Below are 18326 nucleotides of genomic sequence, written 5' to 3' on the forward strand. Positions count from 1 at the left end.
CTCTTGAACTCTGTTGGGAAAAACAATATGTCCGCCGTCGCTGAAGTACCTCTCGCTCAGAATCCTCCTGCCGTTGCCGGCGCACCTGGCGTCTCGCTCCAGCAGCGCTTCAACCAGATGGATCGCAGCCAGCGCATGCGCTGGGGCGGTCTGGCCGCCCTGGCCGTGGTGGCGGTGGTAGCCGCAGCGCTGTTTGCCCGCCAGCCGGATTACAAGGTGCTGTTCTCCAGCCTGTCGGACAAGGATGCGGGGGCCATCGTCGCGCAATTGACGCAGATGAACGTGCCCTACCGCTACACCGAGGGCGGCGGCGCGATTCTGGTGCCCGCCGACAAGGTTCACGATGCGCGGCTCAAACTTGCCACGCAGGGGCTGCCCAAAGGCTCGATTGCCGGGTTCGAGGTGATGGACAACAGCAAGTTCGGCATCACCCAGTTTCAGGAGCGGGTGAATTACCAGCGGGCGCTGGAAGGGGAGCTGACGCGCTCCATCCAGGGCCTGTCGGCGGTGCAGGATGCCCGCGTGCATCTGGCGCTGCCCAACCAGAACGGTTTTTTCCGCGAGCAGCAGAAGCCTTCGGCCTCGGTGATCGTGAACCTCTTTCCGGGGCGGATGCTCGATCGCACGCAGATCGCGGGCATCGTGCATCTGGTCGCTTCCAGCGTGCCGGAACTGGCGCCCAGCAGCGTGAGCGTGCTGGATGAAAGCGGCAAGCTGCTCTCGCAGGAGCCGGACGGCCAGAACAGCCCGGTCGATCTCCAGCAACTGATGTACCAGCAGCAACTGGAAAAGCAGTACGTGCAGCGCATTTTGGACATTCTGGAACCGGTGGTCGGTGCCGGCAACGTCAAGGCGCAGGTGACGGCGGAGCTGGATTTCTCGCAGTCCGAATCGACCTCCGAACTGCACGCGCCCAACCAGGGCGAGCGGGCCAGCAGCGCCATTCGCAGCCAGCAGATGCTGGAAAGCACCGGAGCGCCGAAAGACCTGCCGCCCACCGGCGTCCCCGGCGCCACGACCAACCAGCCGCCGCAGGTGGCCGCTGCGCCGATCAACGGGCAGGCGCAGCCGCTGCGCTCGGCCGAGGAGCGCCAGCGCGACTTCATGGAAATCCCGGGCAGCAAGCGCGAGGTGGTCACCAATTACGAGGTGGACAAGACGGTGCGCGTCACCCGCAACAGCACCGGCGGCATCAAGCGCATGACGGCGGCGGTGGTGGTCAATTACCTGCCCGGCACCCCGGCCGAGGCCGGTGGCGTGGCCACGCCCCAGCCGATGACCGAGCAGCAGCAGGCGCAGATGCTGGCGCTGGTGCGCGAGACGATCGGCTTCAGCGCTGAGCGCGGCGACTCGGTGAACCTGATGAACACTCCGTTCCAGGCCGCGCCGCGTCTGGCTTCGGACTTGCCGGTGTGGCAGCAGCCCGAGACGATCGAAATGGTCAAGACCATTGGCTGGCCCGTGGGCTTTGTGCTGGCGGCGCTGATCCTGATGTTTGGCGTGGTGCGGCCCCTGGTCAAGAGCCGCCGCAAGAAGGAGATGCAGGCCCAGCTCGACCTGCTGGAAGCCGAGGAGCTGGAACGCCCCGCCCTGCCGCAGAAACCGGGTGAACTGCCGCCCGAACAGATCCGCCTCGACCAGGCGCGGGCACTGGCCAAGCAGAACCCGATTGCGGTGGCCAACATTATCAAAACCTGGGTCAATGGCGCCGAGGCCTAACACCCTGGCCGTGGCATGACGAACATAAAGAGCTGAATATGGACGACCGTGGTTTGAATGATGCTGCCATCTTGCTGATGTCCCTGGGGGAGGAAGAGGCAGCCGAGGTGTTCAAGCACCTCTCCCCCAAGGAAGTGCAGAAGCTGGGCGAAACCATCGCCCGGATGCGCGGTGTGACCAAGGAGAAGGTGGACTTCGTGGTCGCCCGTTTCACGGACGATTGCGCCTCGCAAAGTCTGCTGGTCGAGGATGCCAGCGACTACGTGAAGTCCGTGCTGCGCCGTGCCCTGGGCGACGACAAGGCCTCGCTGCTGCTGGACCGCATCCTGCAGGGCGGCGATGTCTCCGGCATCGAAAGCCTGAAATGGATGGACCCGGTTTCCGTGGCCGAACTGCTGCGCAACGAACACCCGCAGATCGTCGCGGCCATCCTGGTGCATCTGGAGTACGAGCAGTCGGCTGCCATCCTGATGCAGCTGCCCGAGCGGATGCGCAGCGAAGTCATGCTGCGCGTGGCGACGCTGGAAGGCATCCAGCCCTCGGCCCTGAAGGATTTGAACGAGGTGCTGTACCAGGTGCTGGCCGGGGGCGACAAGATTCGCAAGACCTCGCTGGGCGGGGTCAAGACCGCTGCGGAAATGCTCAACCTGCTGGGCGGCAATGCCGACGTGGCGGTGCTGGACACCATCCGCAATTACGACGCGGATCTGGCGCAGAAGATCATGGACAAGATGTTCGTCTTCGACGACCTCGTCAAGCTCGACGGCCCGTCGCTGCAACTGGTGCTGCGCGAGGTGGCGTCCGAGACGCTGATCGTGGCGCTGAAAGGCGGCTCGATGGAAGTGCGCGACAAGATTCTGGCCAATATGTCCAAGCGGGCGGCCGAAGCCCTCAAGGAAGACCTGGAAGGGCGCGGCCCGATGCGCCTGTCCGAAGTGGAAGCGCAGCAGAAGGAAGTGCTGAAGATCGTGCGCCGTCTGGCCGACGAGCAGCAGATCACCATCGGCGGCGGTGCCGAAGACGCATTCGTCTAACAGGAAGGTCAGGAAGCGGACATGGCAGGCAACACCCCCTATTCCAAAGCGCGTTTCATTCCCAGCGAGGAGCTGCCGGCCGGTCAGGTGCGCGTCTGGCGCTTTGGCGATGTCGGCCTGGGCGGCCTGGGGGGCGAGGCGCTGCCGCCGGATACCTCCGAGCAGCTCCACCCGCTGATGAGCGAACACCCGTCCGACCCGGCCATGGAAGAAGACGCCCAGGCGGTGGAGGCAGTGCAGGAGGACTCGCCGCCCCAGCCCGCCGGGATGGACGAGGAAACCGTGCAGCACCTGCTGGAGCAAGCCCGTCAGGAGGCCTACCAGCAGGGTCTGGAGCAAGGGCACCAGCAGGCCGCCCAGGAGTGGCAGCAGCGGATGCAGGACTATCAGAACAACCAGGGCCGGGAGCAAGGGCAGCGCCTGACGGAAATCGTCCACCAGGCACAAAACGGCATCCAGGGCCTGCAACAGCAGGTGGCGCCGGATTTGCTGCAACTGGCCTGCGACATTGCCCGCCAGGTGGTGCGCCAGGAACTGCGCACCAACCCTCAGGCGCTGATGCCGGTGCTGCGCGAGGCCCTGGACATGCTGGGTGCGGAAACCAAACCCGCCGTGGTGCGCCTGCACCCGGACGACTGGCAGGTGCTGGAGCCGCATATCCGCGCCGCTCTGCCCAATCCCAAGATCGAATGGCTGCAGGATGCCGGCGTGCCGCCCGGCGGCTGCCTGGTGGAAAGCCAGGGCGCCCAGGTGGACGGCAGCCTGGAAAAACGCTGGCAGCGGGCGGTGGCTGCGCTGGGCCTGGTGTCCACCTGGTACGAAGGGGCACAGCATGGCTGAAACAACGGATATGGCCGGACAACTGCAAGCCCTGCTGCAACAGGGCAGTGCGCGGCTGCGCCAGCCCTTGCCGCTGCCCAGCCACGGCACCCTGACGCGGCTGACCGGGCTGGTGCTGGAAGCATCGGGCCTGCGGGCGCCGGTCGGGGCGCAGTGCCATCTGCAAATGCCGGGGCAGGAGCCGGTGCTGGCCGAGGTGGTCGGGTTTGCCGGCGACCGGGCCTTTCTGATGCCGGCGGGCGATATCCAGGGCCTGTCCTGCGGCGCCACGGTGACACCGGCGCAGCCGTTCATTCCGCCGTTGCGCCTGGGCGATACCGAAGTGCCGGACATGGCGCCCGGGGTGCTGCGCTTGCCCATGGGCGATGGCCTGCTGGGCCGGGTGGTCGATTCCCAGGGCATCCCCCTGGACCATGGCGGCGACTTGCGTGACGTGCAGGCCCGTGAGCTGGAACGCGAGCCGCTCAATGCCATGGAGCGTGCCCCGGTGCGCGAGAGCCTGGATACCGGCGTGCGGGCCATCAACAGCCTGCTGACCGTGGGGCGCGGGCAGCGCCTGGGGCTGTTTGCCGGTTCGGGCGTGGGCAAATCCGTGCTGCTGGGCATGATGGCCCGTTACACCCAGGCCGACATCATCGTGGTGGGCCTGATCGGCGAGCGGGGCCGCGAGGTCAAGGAGTTCGTCGAGGACATTCTGGGCGCCCAGGACCGTGGCCGCGCCGTGGTGGTGGCGGCACCGGCCGATGCACCGCCGTTGCTGCGGATGCAAGGGGCCAGCTACGCGACGGCGATTGCCGAGTATTTCCGCGACCAGGGCAAGCATGTGCTGCTGCTCATGGATTCGCTCACCCGCTACGCCCAGGCGCAGCGCGAGATCGCCCTGGCGATCGGCGAGCCGCCCGCAACCAAGGGCTACCCGCCGTCCTGCTTCGCCAAGCTGCCGGGGCTGGTCGAGCGCAGCGGCAATGGCCTGAACGGTGTCGGCTCCATCACGGCGTTCTATACCGTGCTGTCCGAAGGCGACGACCAGCAGGACCCGATCGCCGATGCCTCGCGGGCGATTCTGGACGGGCACTTCGTGCTTTCCCGCGCCCTGGCCGAGCAGGGGCACTATCCGGCCATCGATATCGAGCAATCGGCCTCGCGGGTGATGCACAACGTGGTCTCGCGCGAGCATTTCGAGTTAGCTAGGCGGTTTAGAGCCGTCTATTCGTGCTATCAAAAAAGTAAAGATTTGATACAAGTAGGGGCTTACGTGAATGGCTCCGACCCGCAAGTGGACGAGGCCATCCGCTTGCAACCAAATATGAGCAAGTTTCTCCAACAAACCATGTTCGAGGCCGCGCCGATGGAGCAAAGCCTTGCGGATATGGCAGCGGTGCTGGCCCCCGCTGCTTGAAATGACGAAGACGGAAAGGGGTGGTTATGTCTGCATTGAATGCGTTGATGGTTGCCATTGAACTGGCAACACGCAAGCGTGACGAAGCCCGCCAGGTGCTGCGCGAGCGCCAGCAATCCCACGCTGCAGCCCAGGCCCAGATGGACCAGCTGCAGTCTTACATGCAGGAAATGCAGCAGCGCTGGGGCGCCCAGGAAGGCGCCCAGTTCAAGCCCGAGGTGATGTACCACCATGACCAGTTCATGCAGCGCCTGCAGCACGCCGTGGAACTCCAGACCCGGGTCATGCGCGACCAGGAGCTGCGCCTGCAAGCGGCCCAACATGCGCTGATGACCACCGAGCTGCGCTTGTCCAGCCTGGAAAAAGTCGTGCAGATGCGCCGCCGCGACATGGCGCTGGCCCAGCAGCGGCGCGAGCAGAAGCAAACCGATGAGCGAGCGGCGCTGCAATTCATCGGACGCACCTTTGGCATGCAGTTTCAGGAGGTTTAGGCCATGACGATCACTTCCTCCTCCACGTTGTCCGCTACGGCGGCTGCGGGCAAGGCTTCGGCGGCTGCGGTGGACAAGAAATCGCCGGCCGGCGAGGACTCGGCAGTGCCTTTTGAACAGTTGCTGCAAGGGCTTGCCCGCCTGGTCGCGGAGCAGAGCGGGGATGGCGGGCAAGACCTGGCCAGCGGAGCCGATGCCGATGCTGCCCTGCTGGCACCCGGTGCCGTCCTGGGGCTGGAGCATATGCACAGCCTGGTTGGGCAGACCTTGCGCCTGGATACCCAGGCCGATCGGGCCCAGCGTGACGGCAGCTTTGCCGCCCATGCAGCCGCCTTGTCCTCGGCCATGCCAGCGGCGGGCCGCTCTGCCGGGGACGTGCCGATTGTGGCGCTCGGGGTGCAGCCGCAGGGCCGGGATGCCGCAGCGCCACCACCGGCCGCTCAGGCCATTGCTGCGGATGCGCAACTGACCCAGCTGGAGCAGGCTGCGGACGATGCGCAGGCCATGGGCGGTGCGGCAGTTCAGCAGGAGGCCGCCTCCGATGCGGAGGCCGGCCGGGTCGTGTTGCAAACCGGGGTCTGGCAGCTGGTTTCGCCCGCAGCGGCGGCGCCTGTGGCGGCGCTGGCTGGGCAGATTGGGCAGTGGGCTGCACAGTGGCTGGGCACCAAGGGGGCCGGGCCGGCCCAGGAACAAGCCGACCAGGGCCGCCATGACGGCACCGTGCCGGGGGGCTTGGCCGTGGGTGCCAGCCCGCACCGTTTGACCGAGCAGGCGGTGCAGGCCGCCACCGCCAGCGAACATGCGCAAAACGATGCCGAGCCGCAGCAGCAGGAAGACTTGCGCTTCTGGCTGAAAGGCGACCAGCAGCGCGGCGAGGTGCTGTTGCAGCGCGATGGCCAGCCTGTGCGTGTCCAGGTGCATATGCGGGGCAATGAGGCGCACGTGGTTTTCCGCTCTGACCAGGCGGATCTGCGCCAGCTTCTGGATGCGGGCTTGAACCAACTGGGCGATTTGCTGGCACAGCAGGGACTGGCCCTGGCCGATGCCCAGGTTCAGCCGGATGCCCGGCAGGGCCAGGGCCAGGAGGCCCCGGCGTGGGGGCAGTCGCGCCAGGGACGGGTCGTCGTGGAAGAGGTTCCTGCGGCACAGGCCCCCGCGCAGTCTCTGCCATCGAACGGGCGCTTGAATGTGTATGCTTAAACCGGTGACGGCAGAGAAATCAAGCGTGCTGGCAAGTATCCACCCCGGAACTTTGGCTTAATTTGGCTATGATTTGTCACTTTGGTAGTAAATAGAGAAAATCCGCCCCCTATGAATGAAACCCCAACCCTGTGTTGGTGGGGATGAGTCGGTTCAAACAAGGAAACCAACGTGGCAACTTCTGATGCGGTAGCAGGCGATAAACCGCCAGCAAAGAGCGGAAAAAAATTAATTGTGATTGGTGCCATTGTGGTTCTGTTGGTGGTGGCGGCTGCCGGGGCGCTGCTGATGCTGAACCAGCAACGGAACGAGGATGCGGACGATAGCGCCAAGGCGGCCGTCGTCGTCGTGCCGACCTTTTTGCCGCTGGAAAATCTGGTCGTGAACCTGGCCGACCCCGGCGGAGATCGCTTCATCCAGTTGGGAATCACCTTGGAGCTGCGGGACGAAAAGGTGGCCGATCAGGTCAAGCAGTACATGCCCAGCATTCGGGACGGGATCTTGCGTCTGGTTTCGCAGCATACGGCGGAAGATTTGCTGGGCCGCGAAGGCAAGGAGCAGCTGGCGGCCGCCATTCGGGAAGAGGTGGCACGTCCCTTGGCGGCCGGGCAGAAGCGTGCCCGCGCCAGTGATGACGAAGATGAGGAGTTCGATGATGCACCGCGCCGCAAACCGGCCAATCCGGTTCGCCGGGTGCTGTTTTCCAGCTTCATCATCCAGTAATTGAACCTGGAGCGGTTGTCATGAGTGATTCTTTCCTGTCGCAAGAAGAAGTCGATGCCCTCTTGGAAGGGGTGACGGGCGAGAGCCAGAAAACGGATGTTGCCGAGGCGGAAGAGGGATCGTTTCGCAATTACGACATTTCCAGCCAGGAGCGCATTGTGCGCGGGCGGATGCCGACGATGGAGATCGTCAACGAGCGTTTTGCCCGCAACTTTCGCATCGGTCTGTTCAACTTCATCCGGCGCAGCCCGGAAATCTCCGTCAGCAACGTCAGCGTGCAGCGTTACAGCGCTTTTTTGCGCCGTCTGGCGGTGCCGACCAATTTCAATATCGTCGGCATCCGGCCTTTGCGCGGCAATGGCCTGGTGGTCTGCGAGCCCTCGCTGGTGTTCGGCATCATCGACACCCTGTACGGCGGTGCCGGGCGGTTGCAGACGCGCATCGAGGGGCGTGATTTTTCCGCGACCGAGCAGCGCGTCATCAACCGTCTGGTCGATGTGATCAGCGAAGAGTACAAAAAAGCCTGGAACGGCATCTATCCGCTGGAGCTGGCCTACCAGCGTTCGGAGATGCAGCCGCAGTTCGCCAATATCGCCACTCCCAGCGAGATCGTGGTGTCCACCGCATTCCAGTTGGAAATTGGCGACGTTTCCGGCTCCATCCATATTTGTATGCCGTACGCAACAATGGAGCCGATTCGTGATATTTTGTATTCATCCACCCAGGGCGACTCGATGGAAGTCGATCGCCGGTGGGTGAAGGTGCTGACACGGGAAATCCAGTCTGCCGAAGTCACCCTGGTGGCCGAGCTGGCCCGCGCGGATGCGTCGGTCGAGCAGTTGCTGGCGATGAAGCCCGGCGACTTCATCGAGCTGGTGCGCGAGCCGCGCATTCGTGCCTTCATCGGGGGAGTTCCTATCTTTGAGTGCCAATATGGCACCCACAATAACAAATACGCAATCCGCATTGAGCAGTGTCTGCGCAGTGTGGAGTCCAGTTGGACCGGAGAGAAATAATGGCGATAGACCAGAACAACGACACCCCAGGCGGCGACGATCCGTTTTCGGACTGGGCCGAAGCTCTGGAAGAGCAGAAACAGGTGGATGGCACGACGACGCTGGACGCCGAGCAGGGCGGGCCGCTGACCGGGACGCCCAGCAGCGCCTACGCACCAGCCGGGGCGGAAGTGCCGGTCAACGACATCAACATGGTGCTGGACATCCCGGTGCAGTTGTCGGTCGAACTGGGGCGTACCAAGGTGCCGATCAAATACATCCTGCAGCTGGCCCAGGGTTCGGTCGTGGAGCTGGATGCCCTGGCCGGTGAGCCGATGGACGTTCTGGTCAATGGTTATCTGATCGCCCAGGGCGAGGTGGTGGTGGTGAACGACAAGTTCGGTATCCGCCTGACCGACGTGGTCACGCCCTCGGAGCGCCTGCGCCGCGTCAGCCGTGGCTGACAGTCTGAGTACCTCCCTGCTGGTTTTGGTGGCCATGGTGATTGCCATGGCCGCTTTGCCGTGGGGACTGCGCCGCTGGCAGCTGCGCCGCCAGGTGACCCAGGGCGTGGTGCAGGTGCAGACCCAGGTGCTGGGGGCTGTGGCCATTGGGCCCGGGCAGCGGGTGGTGACGGTGCAGGTGCAACGCGGGGACGCCATGGCGTGCCTGGTGCTGGGGGTGACGGCGCAGAGCATCCAGTGCCTGCATGTGTTGCCCGATGCGCCCGCAGCATCGTCAGGGGCCACGGCGGATTTCGCTCAGGCACTGGTCACCGAACAGGGCAAGGATTGATGGCGATGCGCTGGGCAAGATCTCTGGGATTATTGGCGGTCGGCGTGCTGCCGGCGTTGGCGTGGGCGCAGGCCGCGCCCAGCCTGCCGCTGATGGTCGGCAGCAATGGCAACAACAGCTTTTCGGTGCCGATTCAGACGCTGCTGTTCTTTACGGCACTGTCGTTTCTGCCCGCCGTGCTGCTGATGATGACCGGCTTCACGCGCATCGTGATCGTGCTGGGCTTGATGCGCCAGGCGCTGGGGACGCAATCGTCCCCGCCCAACCAGGTGGTGATCGGCCTGTCGCTGTTCCTGACGCTGTTTGTCATGGGGCCGACGCTGGACAAGGTCTACACCGATGCGTACAAGCCCTTCAGCGAAAACACCTTGAGCTTTGAAGAGGCATTGCCCAGGGCCGAGGCGCCCGTGCGGGCCTTCATGATTCGCCAGACGCGCCAGTCCGATTACGCCTTGTTTGCCCGTCTGGCCAAGCTGCCCGAGGGCACGTCGATCGAGGAGGCGCCGTTTCGGGTGGTGGTGCCGTCGTTCGTCATCAGCGAGCTGAAAACGGCGTTCCAGATCGGCTTCATGATCTTCATTCCCTTCCTGGTCATCGACATGGTGGTCGCTTCGGTGCTGATGTCGCTGGGCATGATGATGCTCTCGCCGGTGCTGGTGGCGCTGCCGTTCAAGCTGATGCTGTTCGTGCTGGCAGATGGCTGGAATCTGCTCGTCGGCTCGCTGGCCGCCAGTTTCGCCACGTAGGCCATCGAGCGCAGGAGTGCAGCCATGACCCCCCAATCCGTCCTGACCTTTGCCCGCGAAGCGCTGTCGCTGCTGCTGATGGTGTCGCTGCCCGTGCTGCTGACGGTCATGGTGGTGGGCTTGGTGGTGAGTATTTTTCAGGCCGTCACGCAGATCAATGAAAACACGTTGTCGTTCGTGCCCAAGATGATTGCGGCGGTGATCGTGTTCCTGGTCGCCGGGCCGTGGATGATCAGCATCGTTGTTGATTTCATCCGCCGCACCTTCGAGAACATCCCGATGGCGCTGGGTTAGCAGCGGGGCCAGGCCGGGCGGCGAGTGTGATTGGTTTTTCCGAAGCTCAGATCATGGCGTGGCTCTCGCCCGTCATCTGGCCCTTTTTGCGGGTGCTGGCACTGTTTTCCGTGGCGCCGGTGTTTTCGCAGCGGGCGATGCCGATGCGCTACAAGGTCGGCATGGCCCTGGTGATCGCCCTGGGGGCGCAAGCCACGCTGGCCGGCCAGCCGGTGATTGCGGTGAATGCTCCGCAGGCCGTGACGGTAGCGATCCAGCAGGTGGGGATCGGTTTGTCCGTGGGGTTTGCCGCCCGGCTCATCATCGCGTCGATGGAGATGGCGGGCGAGGCCATCGGGTTGCAGATGGGGCTGAACTTCGCCTCCTTTTTCGATCCGGTCAGCGGCGGCCAGCTGAGTGCGGTTTCGCGCTTCCTGGTGCAGACCTTCACCCTGTTCTTCATTGCGGTCAACGGCCACATCTTTGTGCTGATGGCCGTGCTCAAGAGCTTCGAGGTGTTTCCCGTGGACGGGCATTTTCTCGATGCCGTCGCGCAGATGCGGCTGCACGAGCTGGGCAGCGCCCTGTTTGCCAGTGCGCTGTGGATTGCCTTGCCGATGATGGGGCTGCTGCTGTTCGTGAACCTGACCATGGGGGTGATCACCCGCATCGCTCCGCAGATGAATATTTTTGCGGTGGGTTTCCCCATCACGCTGACGCTGGGCATGGTGGGCATTACCGCGACGCTGCCGGTCATGGAGCAGCCGTTTTTCCGCCTGCTGGAGCGGGCGTTTGTCGTGTTTGGTGTATAAAAAACAGAGCTGCTTGCGCTTGATTGGCAATGGATTCGGCGATTAATCTATCTGAATTTGTTGATTGGCAAGCGGGATAAGCTATCTTTTCAGACAAGCTGATTGCGGATGGCGTACACCGTCAGTTCCGCATTGTTGGCCAGCTGCAATTTCTCCAGCACCCGGGCGCGGTAGACGCTGACGGTTTTCGGACTGAGCATCAGCTCCTGCGCAATATCGGTCAGGCGCTTGCCGTTTGCAATTTTTTGCAATGTCTGCATTTCGCGCTCGGACAGCGCCATGTGCGCCGCCTGCTGCGTCGGGTGGGCCAGGCTGTCGGCCAGCATTTGTGCCACTTCTGCCGTCAGGTATTTGCGTCCGCTGTGGACGGTGCGCACGGCCTCGACCAGTTGCAGCGGATCACCCGATTTGTTGGCGTAGCCCTGGGCGCCGGCCTTGATGCAGCGCAGCGCGTACTGGTCTTCCGGGTACATCGAAACCATGAGGACGCGGATGTGCGGGTGGCTCTCGCGCACGCTGGCCAGCACTTCCAGGCCGTTGCGTCCCGGCATGTCGATGTCCAGCAGCAGCACCTGGCAGGCGGCGCTGTGCAGCAGTTCGCGCAGCTCCGTGGCATTGCCGGCTTCGCCGGTGACGCGGATGTCCACCGCCTCAGCCAGGGTGTCGCGGATGCCGCGGCGCAGCACGGCATGGTCGTCACACAGTACAACGTGGATCAATCTCGTCTCCTTCGCAGTCCGGGGGGTGTAATGGTAGCGAAACGATGATGCTCGTCCCCGTCCCGGGCTGGCTGCTCACGTCCAGCCAGCCGCCCACGGTGCGGGCCCGCTCGGCCAGACCGCGCAGGCCGAAGGCTTTGGGCTTGGCCCGGGCTGTTGCGCTGATGCCACAGCCGTTATCGCGCACTTCCACGGTCAGAAAATCCCTGTCGCAGGCCAGCTCGATCGTCACCTGGCTGGCCTGGGCGTATTTGCTGATGTTCGTCAGTGCCTCCTGGGCCGTGCGGTAGGCGACGACCTGCAGGGCCGGGCCGACCTCGTCCAGCCGGGTGTGCGGGCAGACCCATTGCACCGGAATCTGGGTGCGCTGGGAAAAGCTCTGCGCCAGCCACTGCACGGCAGCTACCAGCCCCTGATCGAGTACCGGCGGGCGCAGGTTCATCATGATGCGCTGGCTGGCGCCCAGGGCGTGCTGCAGCATCTGCAGCGCTGCCTGGCCATGCTCCAGCACGCCCGCCTGGTTGTGGGCGTTGCGCACCATCCACGACAGGTCGAACTTCACCGCCGTCAGGGCGCCGCCGATATCGTCGTGAATCTCCCGGGCAATGCTGGCGCGTTCCTGCTCGATCGATGCCTGCAGGTGTTCGGTCAGGGCTGCCAGCTGCTGCTGCGAGTTTTGTAGCTCCTGCAGGGCCTGCGCCTTGGTGCGGCGTGCTTCGGCCATCTCCAGGGCGCGGGTCAGCACATGGGGCAGGCGCACGATGGCATCTTTCAGGACGTAGTCGGCCACCCCCTGCTGAATGGCCTCCACCGCAGCCGTTTCCCCAATGGCCCCGGACAGCAGGATGAACGGCGTCTGCGCTCCCGCAGGCTGCTGTTGCAGCACCTGCCAGGCGTGCATGGCGGTGAAACCGGGCAGGTAGTAGTCGGCAACAATGGCGTCAAAGGTGTTGGTACTAACCTCAGTAGTGAAATCCTGCAGATTGTCGGCCCAGCGGATGCGGCAGACTATCCCTGCCTGGCGCAGGCTGTGCTGCAGCAGTTTGTGATCGGCAGGGCAATCTTCCAGGTGCAAGAGCTGCAATGGTTGTTCTGCCAAAGTTTTTCCCTGCAGGGACGCTATCATTGGAGACATTTTGAAATAATTGAGCAACGCTGGAGTTTCTGCATGGGGCGCATTGTGCGGCCCCCTACCGAAAAAAAACGAGGACAGCCACACTATGTCCCCCAACCCTGGAGAAGTCATGCAAGAAACGCAAATACCATCCGCTGAGCCTGTCGTACAGGTGCCAGTCATGGTTGCGGCCGAATTGCAAGATTCCTTGCTGGTCGTGATGCGTGATCTGCAGCGTCTGATTGGCCTTCTGGACCATGCCACGACAAATCTGATGGAACGCTTTGCCGAAGCCAGCGGCCTGCTCAACGACGGGGCCGAACTGGGACGCGATACCGCAGAGCTGGAAGCGGCCCGCACTGCCCTGCGCAGTGCGGTGACGGAATTGCAGTTTCACGACATGGCCACCCAGCTGATCTGGCACACCACCCAGGTACTGCAGGGCTGTGCCTTTCGCTTGTCGGCAGAGACGATGGAGCGCGATGAGGATGAGCTGGAGCTGCCCATCGAGCCCATCATGCCCGAACGTCCCAACCCGGTGACGCAAAGCGAGATGGACGTTGGCTCGATCGAGCTGTTTTGAGTTGTAAGCACAGAATTACCTAAACACCCCTACTGCTGGAGTTTGTACATGCACGCTATCCTCACTGTTGATGACTCACCATCCATGCGCAAAATGGTGTCCTTCACCCTGACCGGGGCAGGCTACAAGGTGGTCGAGGCCGTAGACGGCGTGGACGCCTTGGAAAAGGCCGAAGAACACCAGATTGCCCTGGTGCTGGCCGACCAGAACATGCCCCGCCTTGACGGGATCGGCCTGACCAAACGGCTGCGTGAAAACCCCCGTTTCAAACAAACCCCCATCCTGATTCTGACGACCGAGTCCAGCGACCAGATGAAGCAGGCTGGCCGTGCTGCTGGAGCAACGGGCTGGCTGGTCAAACCTTTCGACCCCAATCGTTTGATTGAGGTCATCCAGAAAGTGATTCGCTAAGCGCTGACGTGCTTGGCAACTGCGGCGTTCAAGGAGTTTAAATATGGCAGATACCCATGGCGGATCTGATGGCGATTTCGACCTGACCCAGTTTTATCAGGTCTTTTTTGAAGAGGCCGCAGAGAACCTGGATCAGATGGAGCAAATGCTGCTCAATCTGGATTTGACGCAGGCCAATGACGAAGAGCTCAACGGCATCTTCCGGTGTGCGCATTCCATCAAGGGCGGTTCGGCAACCTTCGGGTTTACCGATGTCGCGGAACTAACACACAAGATGGAATCGCTGCTCGACCGGCTGCGGCGCCATGAAATCACGCCTATTCCCGAAATGGTGGATGTGCTGCTGGAGTCTGCCGACGCCTCGCGCAGCCTGTTGGCTCGCCACCAGGCCGGCGATACAGGCGAGGCCATGCCGACAGCCGATCTGGTTCAGCGCATCGTCGAACTGGCTGCGGGCAATGGCCCCGTTGCTTCCGCTGCCCCACAGCCGGTCGTGGCCGCTCCGCCGCCCCCCGTGGCTACGCCGGTCGTCGCCGTGCCGGAAATGCCTGTGCCTGCTCCGGCGGCAGGAAATGCAGAGCGGGTGTTGCAGCTCAAGATCGGCCCGGTGGATAGCCTGGAGTCCGTGGATGCCGTCAAAGAGCTGTTCCGCGACATCCCCGGACTGGGCAGTATCGAGGACCAGCCGTGCGACGAGCCGCAGTACCGCTTGTTCTTGGTGAAAACCCATTCGAGCAATGACGATCTGCTCGACTTGATGGTGTTCCACGTCAGCAAGGAGCAGGTGCAGATTCTGGAACGTGACGTCGCGGTTCAGGCTGCTGCGCCGGCGGGGCAACCGGTGGGCCTCGATGATCCGGATGCCGGTCTGGCCGAGGCCGCCATCGACCATGTCCAGCCTTATGGGATTTTCGATGGTGCCCCGGGGGCACCCGGTGCAGGTGGTTCAGCCCATGACGGCGACGCTCCCAAGCCAGCCGCCGCCAAGGCGGCTGCTCGCCCGAACATGGCGCAGATGGAATCGACCAGTATTCGCGTGGATGTGAAGAAGGTCGACCAGCTGATCAATCTGGCCGGAGAGCTGGTCATCATTCAGGCCATGTTGGCGCAGAACAGTCAGACCCTGGATCCCACCGCCAACCAGCAATTGCTCGCGGGCCTGGCCGATCTGGATCGCAATACCCGGGATTTGCAGGAAGCCGTCATGTCCATCCGGATGATTCCGATGTCCACGGTATTCAGCCGCTTTCCCCGGATGCTGCGTGATCTGGCGAACAAGCTGGGCAAGAAAATCAATCTGGTCACGCAAGGCGAGGCCACCGAACTGGACAAAGGTCTGGTAGAGAAGATTACCGACCCCTTGACGCACTTGGTGCGCAACAGCCTGGATCACGGCATTGAGCTGCCCGAAGAGCGCCTCAAAGTCGGCAAGAGCGACCAGGGGACGCTGACCCTGTCGGCCTCGCACCAGGGCGGTTCGATCGTCATTGAAGTGCGGGACGATGGCCGTGGCATGAACCGGGAGAAATTGCTGAAAAAAGCCCGCGAGCGTGGCATCGACGTCTCGGACAACATGCCCGACAGCGAAGTCTGGATGCTGATTTTTGCGCCAGGCTTCTCGACGGCAGAGCAGGTGACCGATGTCTCGGGCCGTGGCGTCGGCATGGACGTGGTGCGCAAGAACATCGCTGCGCTCAATGGCTCGGTGGAGATCGATTCCGTCGAAGGGGTGGGGATGCGCGTCTCCATTCGCCTGCCGCTGACCTTGGCGATCATGGACGGCATGTCCGTCGGCGTGGGCAAGGAAGTTTATATCCTGCCGTTGTCCTCGGTGGTGGAGTCTTTCCAGGTCAATCCTGCCGACGTCAGCACCGTCACCCAAGGTTCGCAACTGGTGAAGGTGCGCGATGAATATATGCCCGTGATTGAGCTGGAGCGCGTCTTTGGCGTACCGCGTGCCGAAGGCGATAAACGCAGCGATATCATGGTGGTTATTGAATCTGACGGCAGCCGGGTGGCTTTGTTGGTGGATGAATTATTGGGCCAGCATCAGGTGGTGGTCAAGAATTTGGAAAGCAATTACCGGAAGGTGCAAAACGTATCTGGTGCCACTATTCTGGGGGATGGTACTGTGGCACTTATTCTGGATACCAGCAGTCTGGTACGTAAATCTCGATAAAGCAAGGGATCAGAAATGGCAACGTTAAGTAAAAATACAGAAAATACAGCTTCTGGTACGCGCGAGTATCTTACTTTCCGATTGGGGGAAGAGGAGTATGGTATTGATATTCTCAAGGTGCAGGAAATTCGTGGGTATGAACAGCCCACACGTATTGCGAATGCGCCTGAATTCATCCGGGGCGTCGTGAATCTGCGCGGCACGATTGTTCCTATCGTTGATATGCGGCTTAAATTCAATTGCTCCAAAGTCGAGTACAACAGTTTCACGGTGGTGATTATCCTGAATTTGCGCAATCGGGTCGTTGGCATTGTTGTGGACTCGGTCAGCGATGTGATGGAGCTGGCATCGGACGCTATTCGCCCGGCACCGGATATCGAGAGCGCCATTGATAGCTCCTGCATTCTTGGCCTGGGATCGGTGGGGGAGCGGATGCTTATCTTGTTGGATATTGAAAAACTCATGTCCAACGTGGACATGGGGCTGGTGGCATCCGCCGAATAAATCGGGAGGGCGGAAGGCTTTCTTCTGTAAGTGGGGTTAAGAGGTCGTCGGTACTGCAGATGATTGCAGTAGTAGGTGGAGTTCATGCGCCAATTTGATCGTTCTACGCCCTCGGCTGCACAGTCGGCTACCGCAATGGGCAGCGGTTCTGCTTTACAGGAGCGTGAGTTTGCCTGGACTTCAGCAGATTTTTCCCGGGTACAGGGGCTAATCTATAAACATGCAGGCATTAGCCTGCACGATGGCAAGCATGCAATGGTGTACAGCCGTCTGTCGCGGCGCTTGCGTGAAACGGGCTACGATAGCTTCGATGCCTATCTGGATTGGCTTGAGCGCCAGGGCGATGCCAATGAGTGGCAGCAATTTGTCAATGCCCTGACGACGAATTTGACTGCTTTTTTCCGGGAAAATCACCATTTTGAAGCGCTTGCCCAATTGTTGAAATCCAAGCCGCCAAGCACTCCGTGGCGGGTCTGGTGCAGTGCTGCTTCCACCGGAGAAGAACCTTATTCCATTGTGATGACCGCATTGGAAGCGTTGGGGGGACAGGCCAACTTCAAGCTGACTGCCAGCGATATTGACTCCAAAGTGTTGGCTACGGGTGCCCATGGCGTGTATCGGATGGAAGGCGTCAAGAGCTTAAGTCAGGAGCGTCTGAAGAAATTCTTCTTGCGCGGCAAGGGCACAAATGCAGGGTTGGTACGCATGAAGCCAGAATTGCGCAAGATGATTGATTTTATTCAGGTCAATCTGATCAAGGATGACTGGCCTTTCAAGGAAACATTCGATGTTGTATTCTGCCGAAATGTCATGATTTATTTCGATGCGCCAACGCAGCGCAAGGTGCTGGAGAAAATCCATAGGGTCATGAAGCCCGGAGGCACCTTGTTTGTGGGGCATGCAGAAAATTTCAGTGATTCAAGGGATTTGTTTGTCTTAAAGGGAAAAACAGTCTACGAGCGTGTTTGATGCCGTTGCGGCAAAAAATAGACCAGATAGTGCAATAAGGGCAAAACCATGAATCCTATGCAAACAGGATTGGGAAACTCCTCAGGAGGGGGCTGGGAAAGTAAGCGCAGCGCCATGCCTCGTATTGCTACGCCGAGTGTTTCTTCGTTTGGAGGGAAGGCGCACAGTAGTGCCGGGCCGGTTTCTTTGGATGCGTTGAGCGTGTTGCGCCAGCGTGCCCATAAACCGGGAGAGGCATCGTTCTATTATTTTGACCATCATTTCCAGTACGGTGCCGTCAAGGTGCTGCCGGGCGAGTATTACGTCACCACTGAAAATATGATGATTTGTACCGTCCTGGGGTCCTGCATTGCTGCGTGTTTGTGGGATCGCAGCCTGAATATTGGCGGGATGAACCATTTCATGCTGCCCGAAGGGGATAGTACCGATACTTCCGGCCGCTATGGTTCGTTCGCCATGGAAGTGTTGATCAACGAGATGTTCAAGCTCGGTGCCCGCCGGGAAAGCATGCAGGCCAAGATTTTTGGGGGTGGTCAGGTGATGGCCAGTTTTACCACCATGAATGTGGGGGAGCGCAATACCGACTTCGTCACCCAGTACCTGCAAACCGAACGGATTCCCATCGTTTCGGAAGATGTTCTGGATATTTATCCGCGCAAGGTGGTGTATTTCCCCACGACGGGAAAAGCGATGGTCAAGCGGTTGGCGCACGCCCACCCGGAAGCGCTGGTCGAGCGCGAACGTGCAACGGGCAGTGCGGTGCAATTGGCCAAGAGCAGTGCAGGTGGCAGCGTAGATTTGTTTTGATGAAAAAGGGCTG

Annotated in this window: 21 protein-coding genes; 19 read left to right on the forward strand and 2 right to left on the reverse strand. The window is 61.7% G+C overall.

Annotated elements, in window-relative coordinates; translation table 11 throughout:
- Positions 1-27 precede the first annotated feature (27 nt).
- The 13 genes from fliF (at position 28) to fliR (ending at position 11027) form a co-directional block, all read left to right on the forward strand.
- Positions 28-1719, forward strand: coding sequence for a flagellar basal-body MS-ring/collar protein FliF (gene fliF, locus ACFO3A_RS05735; RefSeq protein WP_377724762.1), 1692 nt, complete (start codon positions 28-30; stop codon positions 1717-1719).
- A 38-nt stretch (positions 1720-1757) separates the two neighbouring features.
- Positions 1758-2753 carry a flagellar motor switch protein FliG gene (gene fliG, locus ACFO3A_RS05740; RefSeq protein ID WP_377724764.1) on the forward strand — a complete coding sequence of 332 codons (996 nt, stop codon included), beginning with the start codon at positions 1758-1760 and terminating at the stop codon, positions 2751-2753.
- Between the two features lie 21 nt (positions 2754-2774).
- Positions 2775-3593 carry a FliH/SctL family protein gene (locus ACFO3A_RS05745; RefSeq protein ID WP_377724766.1) on the forward strand — a complete coding sequence of 273 codons (819 nt, stop codon included), beginning with the start codon at positions 2775-2777 and terminating at the stop codon, positions 3591-3593.
- The gene (gene fliI / locus ACFO3A_RS05750) at positions 3586-4992 is read left to right on the forward strand and encodes a flagellar protein export ATPase FliI (protein ID WP_377724768.1); all 1407 of its coding nucleotides are present in this window, start codon (positions 3586-3588) and stop codon (positions 4990-4992) included. The genes ACFO3A_RS05745 and fliI overlap by 8 nt, the downstream gene beginning before the upstream one ends.
- 26 nt (positions 4993-5018) lie before the next feature.
- Positions 5019-5483: a flagellar export protein FliJ gene (locus ACFO3A_RS05755; protein ID WP_377724770.1), complete on the forward strand. Its 465-nt coding sequence runs from the start codon at positions 5019-5021 to the stop codon at positions 5481-5483.
- A 3-nt stretch (positions 5484-5486) separates the two neighbouring features.
- Positions 5487-6683, forward strand: coding sequence for a flagellar hook-length control protein FliK (fliK, locus tag ACFO3A_RS05760; RefSeq protein ID WP_377724772.1), 1197 nt, complete (start codon positions 5487-5489; stop codon positions 6681-6683).
- A gap of 171 nt (positions 6684-6854) precedes the next feature.
- Entirely contained in the window at positions 6855-7406 is a 552-nt protein-coding gene (locus ACFO3A_RS05765) for a flagellar basal body-associated FliL family protein (RefSeq protein WP_377724774.1), read from the forward strand.
- Between the two features lie 20 nt (positions 7407-7426).
- Complete coding sequence (fliM, locus tag ACFO3A_RS05770) at positions 7427-8422, forward strand: flagellar motor switch protein FliM (RefSeq protein ID WP_377724776.1); 996 nt, start codon at positions 7427-7429, stop codon at positions 8420-8422.
- A complete protein-coding gene (gene fliN / locus ACFO3A_RS05775; RefSeq protein ID WP_377724778.1) occupies positions 8422-8865 on the forward strand; it encodes a flagellar motor switch protein FliN in 444 nt (147 codons plus the stop codon). Before fliM ends, fliN begins: the two co-directional genes overlap by 1 nt.
- Positions 8858-9196 (forward strand): FliO/MopB family protein, encoded by a 339-nt coding sequence (locus tag ACFO3A_RS05780; protein WP_377724780.1) that lies wholly within the window; start codon positions 8858-8860, stop codon positions 9194-9196. Before fliN ends, ACFO3A_RS05780 begins: the two co-directional genes overlap by 8 nt.
- Positions 9196-9942 (forward strand): flagellar type III secretion system pore protein FliP, encoded by a 747-nt coding sequence (gene fliP / locus ACFO3A_RS05785; RefSeq protein WP_377724781.1) that lies wholly within the window; start codon positions 9196-9198, stop codon positions 9940-9942. The genes ACFO3A_RS05780 and fliP overlap by 1 nt, the downstream gene beginning before the upstream one ends.
- Before the next feature lie 24 nt (positions 9943-9966).
- Entirely contained in the window at positions 9967-10236 is a 270-nt protein-coding gene (gene fliQ, locus ACFO3A_RS05790; protein ID WP_377724782.1) for a flagellar biosynthesis protein FliQ, read from the forward strand.
- A gap of 26 nt (positions 10237-10262) precedes the next feature.
- The gene (gene fliR / locus ACFO3A_RS05795; protein ID WP_377724784.1) at positions 10263-11027 is read left to right on the forward strand and encodes a flagellar biosynthetic protein FliR; all 765 of its coding nucleotides are present in this window, start codon (positions 10263-10265) and stop codon (positions 11025-11027) included.
- Positions 11028-11116: 89 nt separating this feature from the next.
- Here the strand turns inward: fliR and ACFO3A_RS05800 are convergent, their stop codons facing one another.
- Both ACFO3A_RS05800 and ACFO3A_RS05805 read right to left on the reverse strand, forming a co-directional pair.
- Positions 11117-11746: a response regulator gene (locus ACFO3A_RS05800; protein ID WP_377724786.1), complete on the reverse strand. Its 630-nt coding sequence runs from the start codon at positions 11744-11746 to the stop codon at positions 11117-11119.
- Complete coding sequence (locus ACFO3A_RS05805) at positions 11724-12872, reverse strand: hybrid sensor histidine kinase/response regulator (protein ID WP_377724788.1); 1149 nt, start codon at positions 12870-12872, stop codon at positions 11724-11726. Before ACFO3A_RS05805 ends, ACFO3A_RS05800 begins: the two co-directional genes overlap by 23 nt.
- Positions 12873-12990: 118 nt before the next feature.
- On the opposite strand from ACFO3A_RS05805, the gene ACFO3A_RS05810 reads away from it, so the two are divergent.
- From ACFO3A_RS05810 to cheD, 6 genes are all read left to right on the forward strand, one after another.
- A complete protein-coding gene (locus ACFO3A_RS05810; protein ID WP_377724790.1) occupies positions 12991-13443 on the forward strand; it encodes a hypothetical protein in 453 nt (150 codons plus the stop codon).
- Positions 13444-13491: 48 nt separating this feature from the next.
- The gene (locus tag ACFO3A_RS05815) at positions 13492-13854 is read left to right on the forward strand and encodes a response regulator (RefSeq protein ID WP_377724792.1); all 363 of its coding nucleotides are present in this window, start codon (positions 13492-13494) and stop codon (positions 13852-13854) included.
- A gap of 43 nt (positions 13855-13897) precedes the next feature.
- Positions 13898-16033, forward strand: coding sequence for a chemotaxis protein CheW (locus ACFO3A_RS05820; RefSeq protein ID WP_377724794.1), 2136 nt, complete (start codon positions 13898-13900; stop codon positions 16031-16033).
- A gap of 15 nt (positions 16034-16048) precedes the next feature.
- Positions 16049-16537 carry a chemotaxis protein CheW gene (locus tag ACFO3A_RS05825; RefSeq protein ID WP_377724796.1) on the forward strand — a complete coding sequence of 163 codons (489 nt, stop codon included), beginning with the start codon at positions 16049-16051 and terminating at the stop codon, positions 16535-16537.
- Between the two features lie 135 nt (positions 16538-16672).
- Positions 16673-17506, forward strand: a complete 834-nt coding sequence (locus ACFO3A_RS05830) for a CheR family methyltransferase (protein WP_377724999.1) — start codon at positions 16673-16675, stop codon at positions 17504-17506.
- Between the two features lie 114 nt (positions 17507-17620).
- On the forward strand, positions 17621-18313 hold the full coding sequence (gene cheD, locus ACFO3A_RS05835; protein ID WP_377725001.1) for a chemoreceptor glutamine deamidase CheD: 693 nt from the start codon (positions 17621-17623) through the stop codon (positions 18311-18313).
- Positions 18314-18326 lie beyond the last annotated feature (13 nt).

It is taken from the genome of Comamonas nitrativorans (assembly GCF_042654765.1).
Lineage (GTDB): Bacteria > Pseudomonadota > Gammaproteobacteria > Burkholderiales > Burkholderiaceae_C > Comamonas > Comamonas nitrativorans.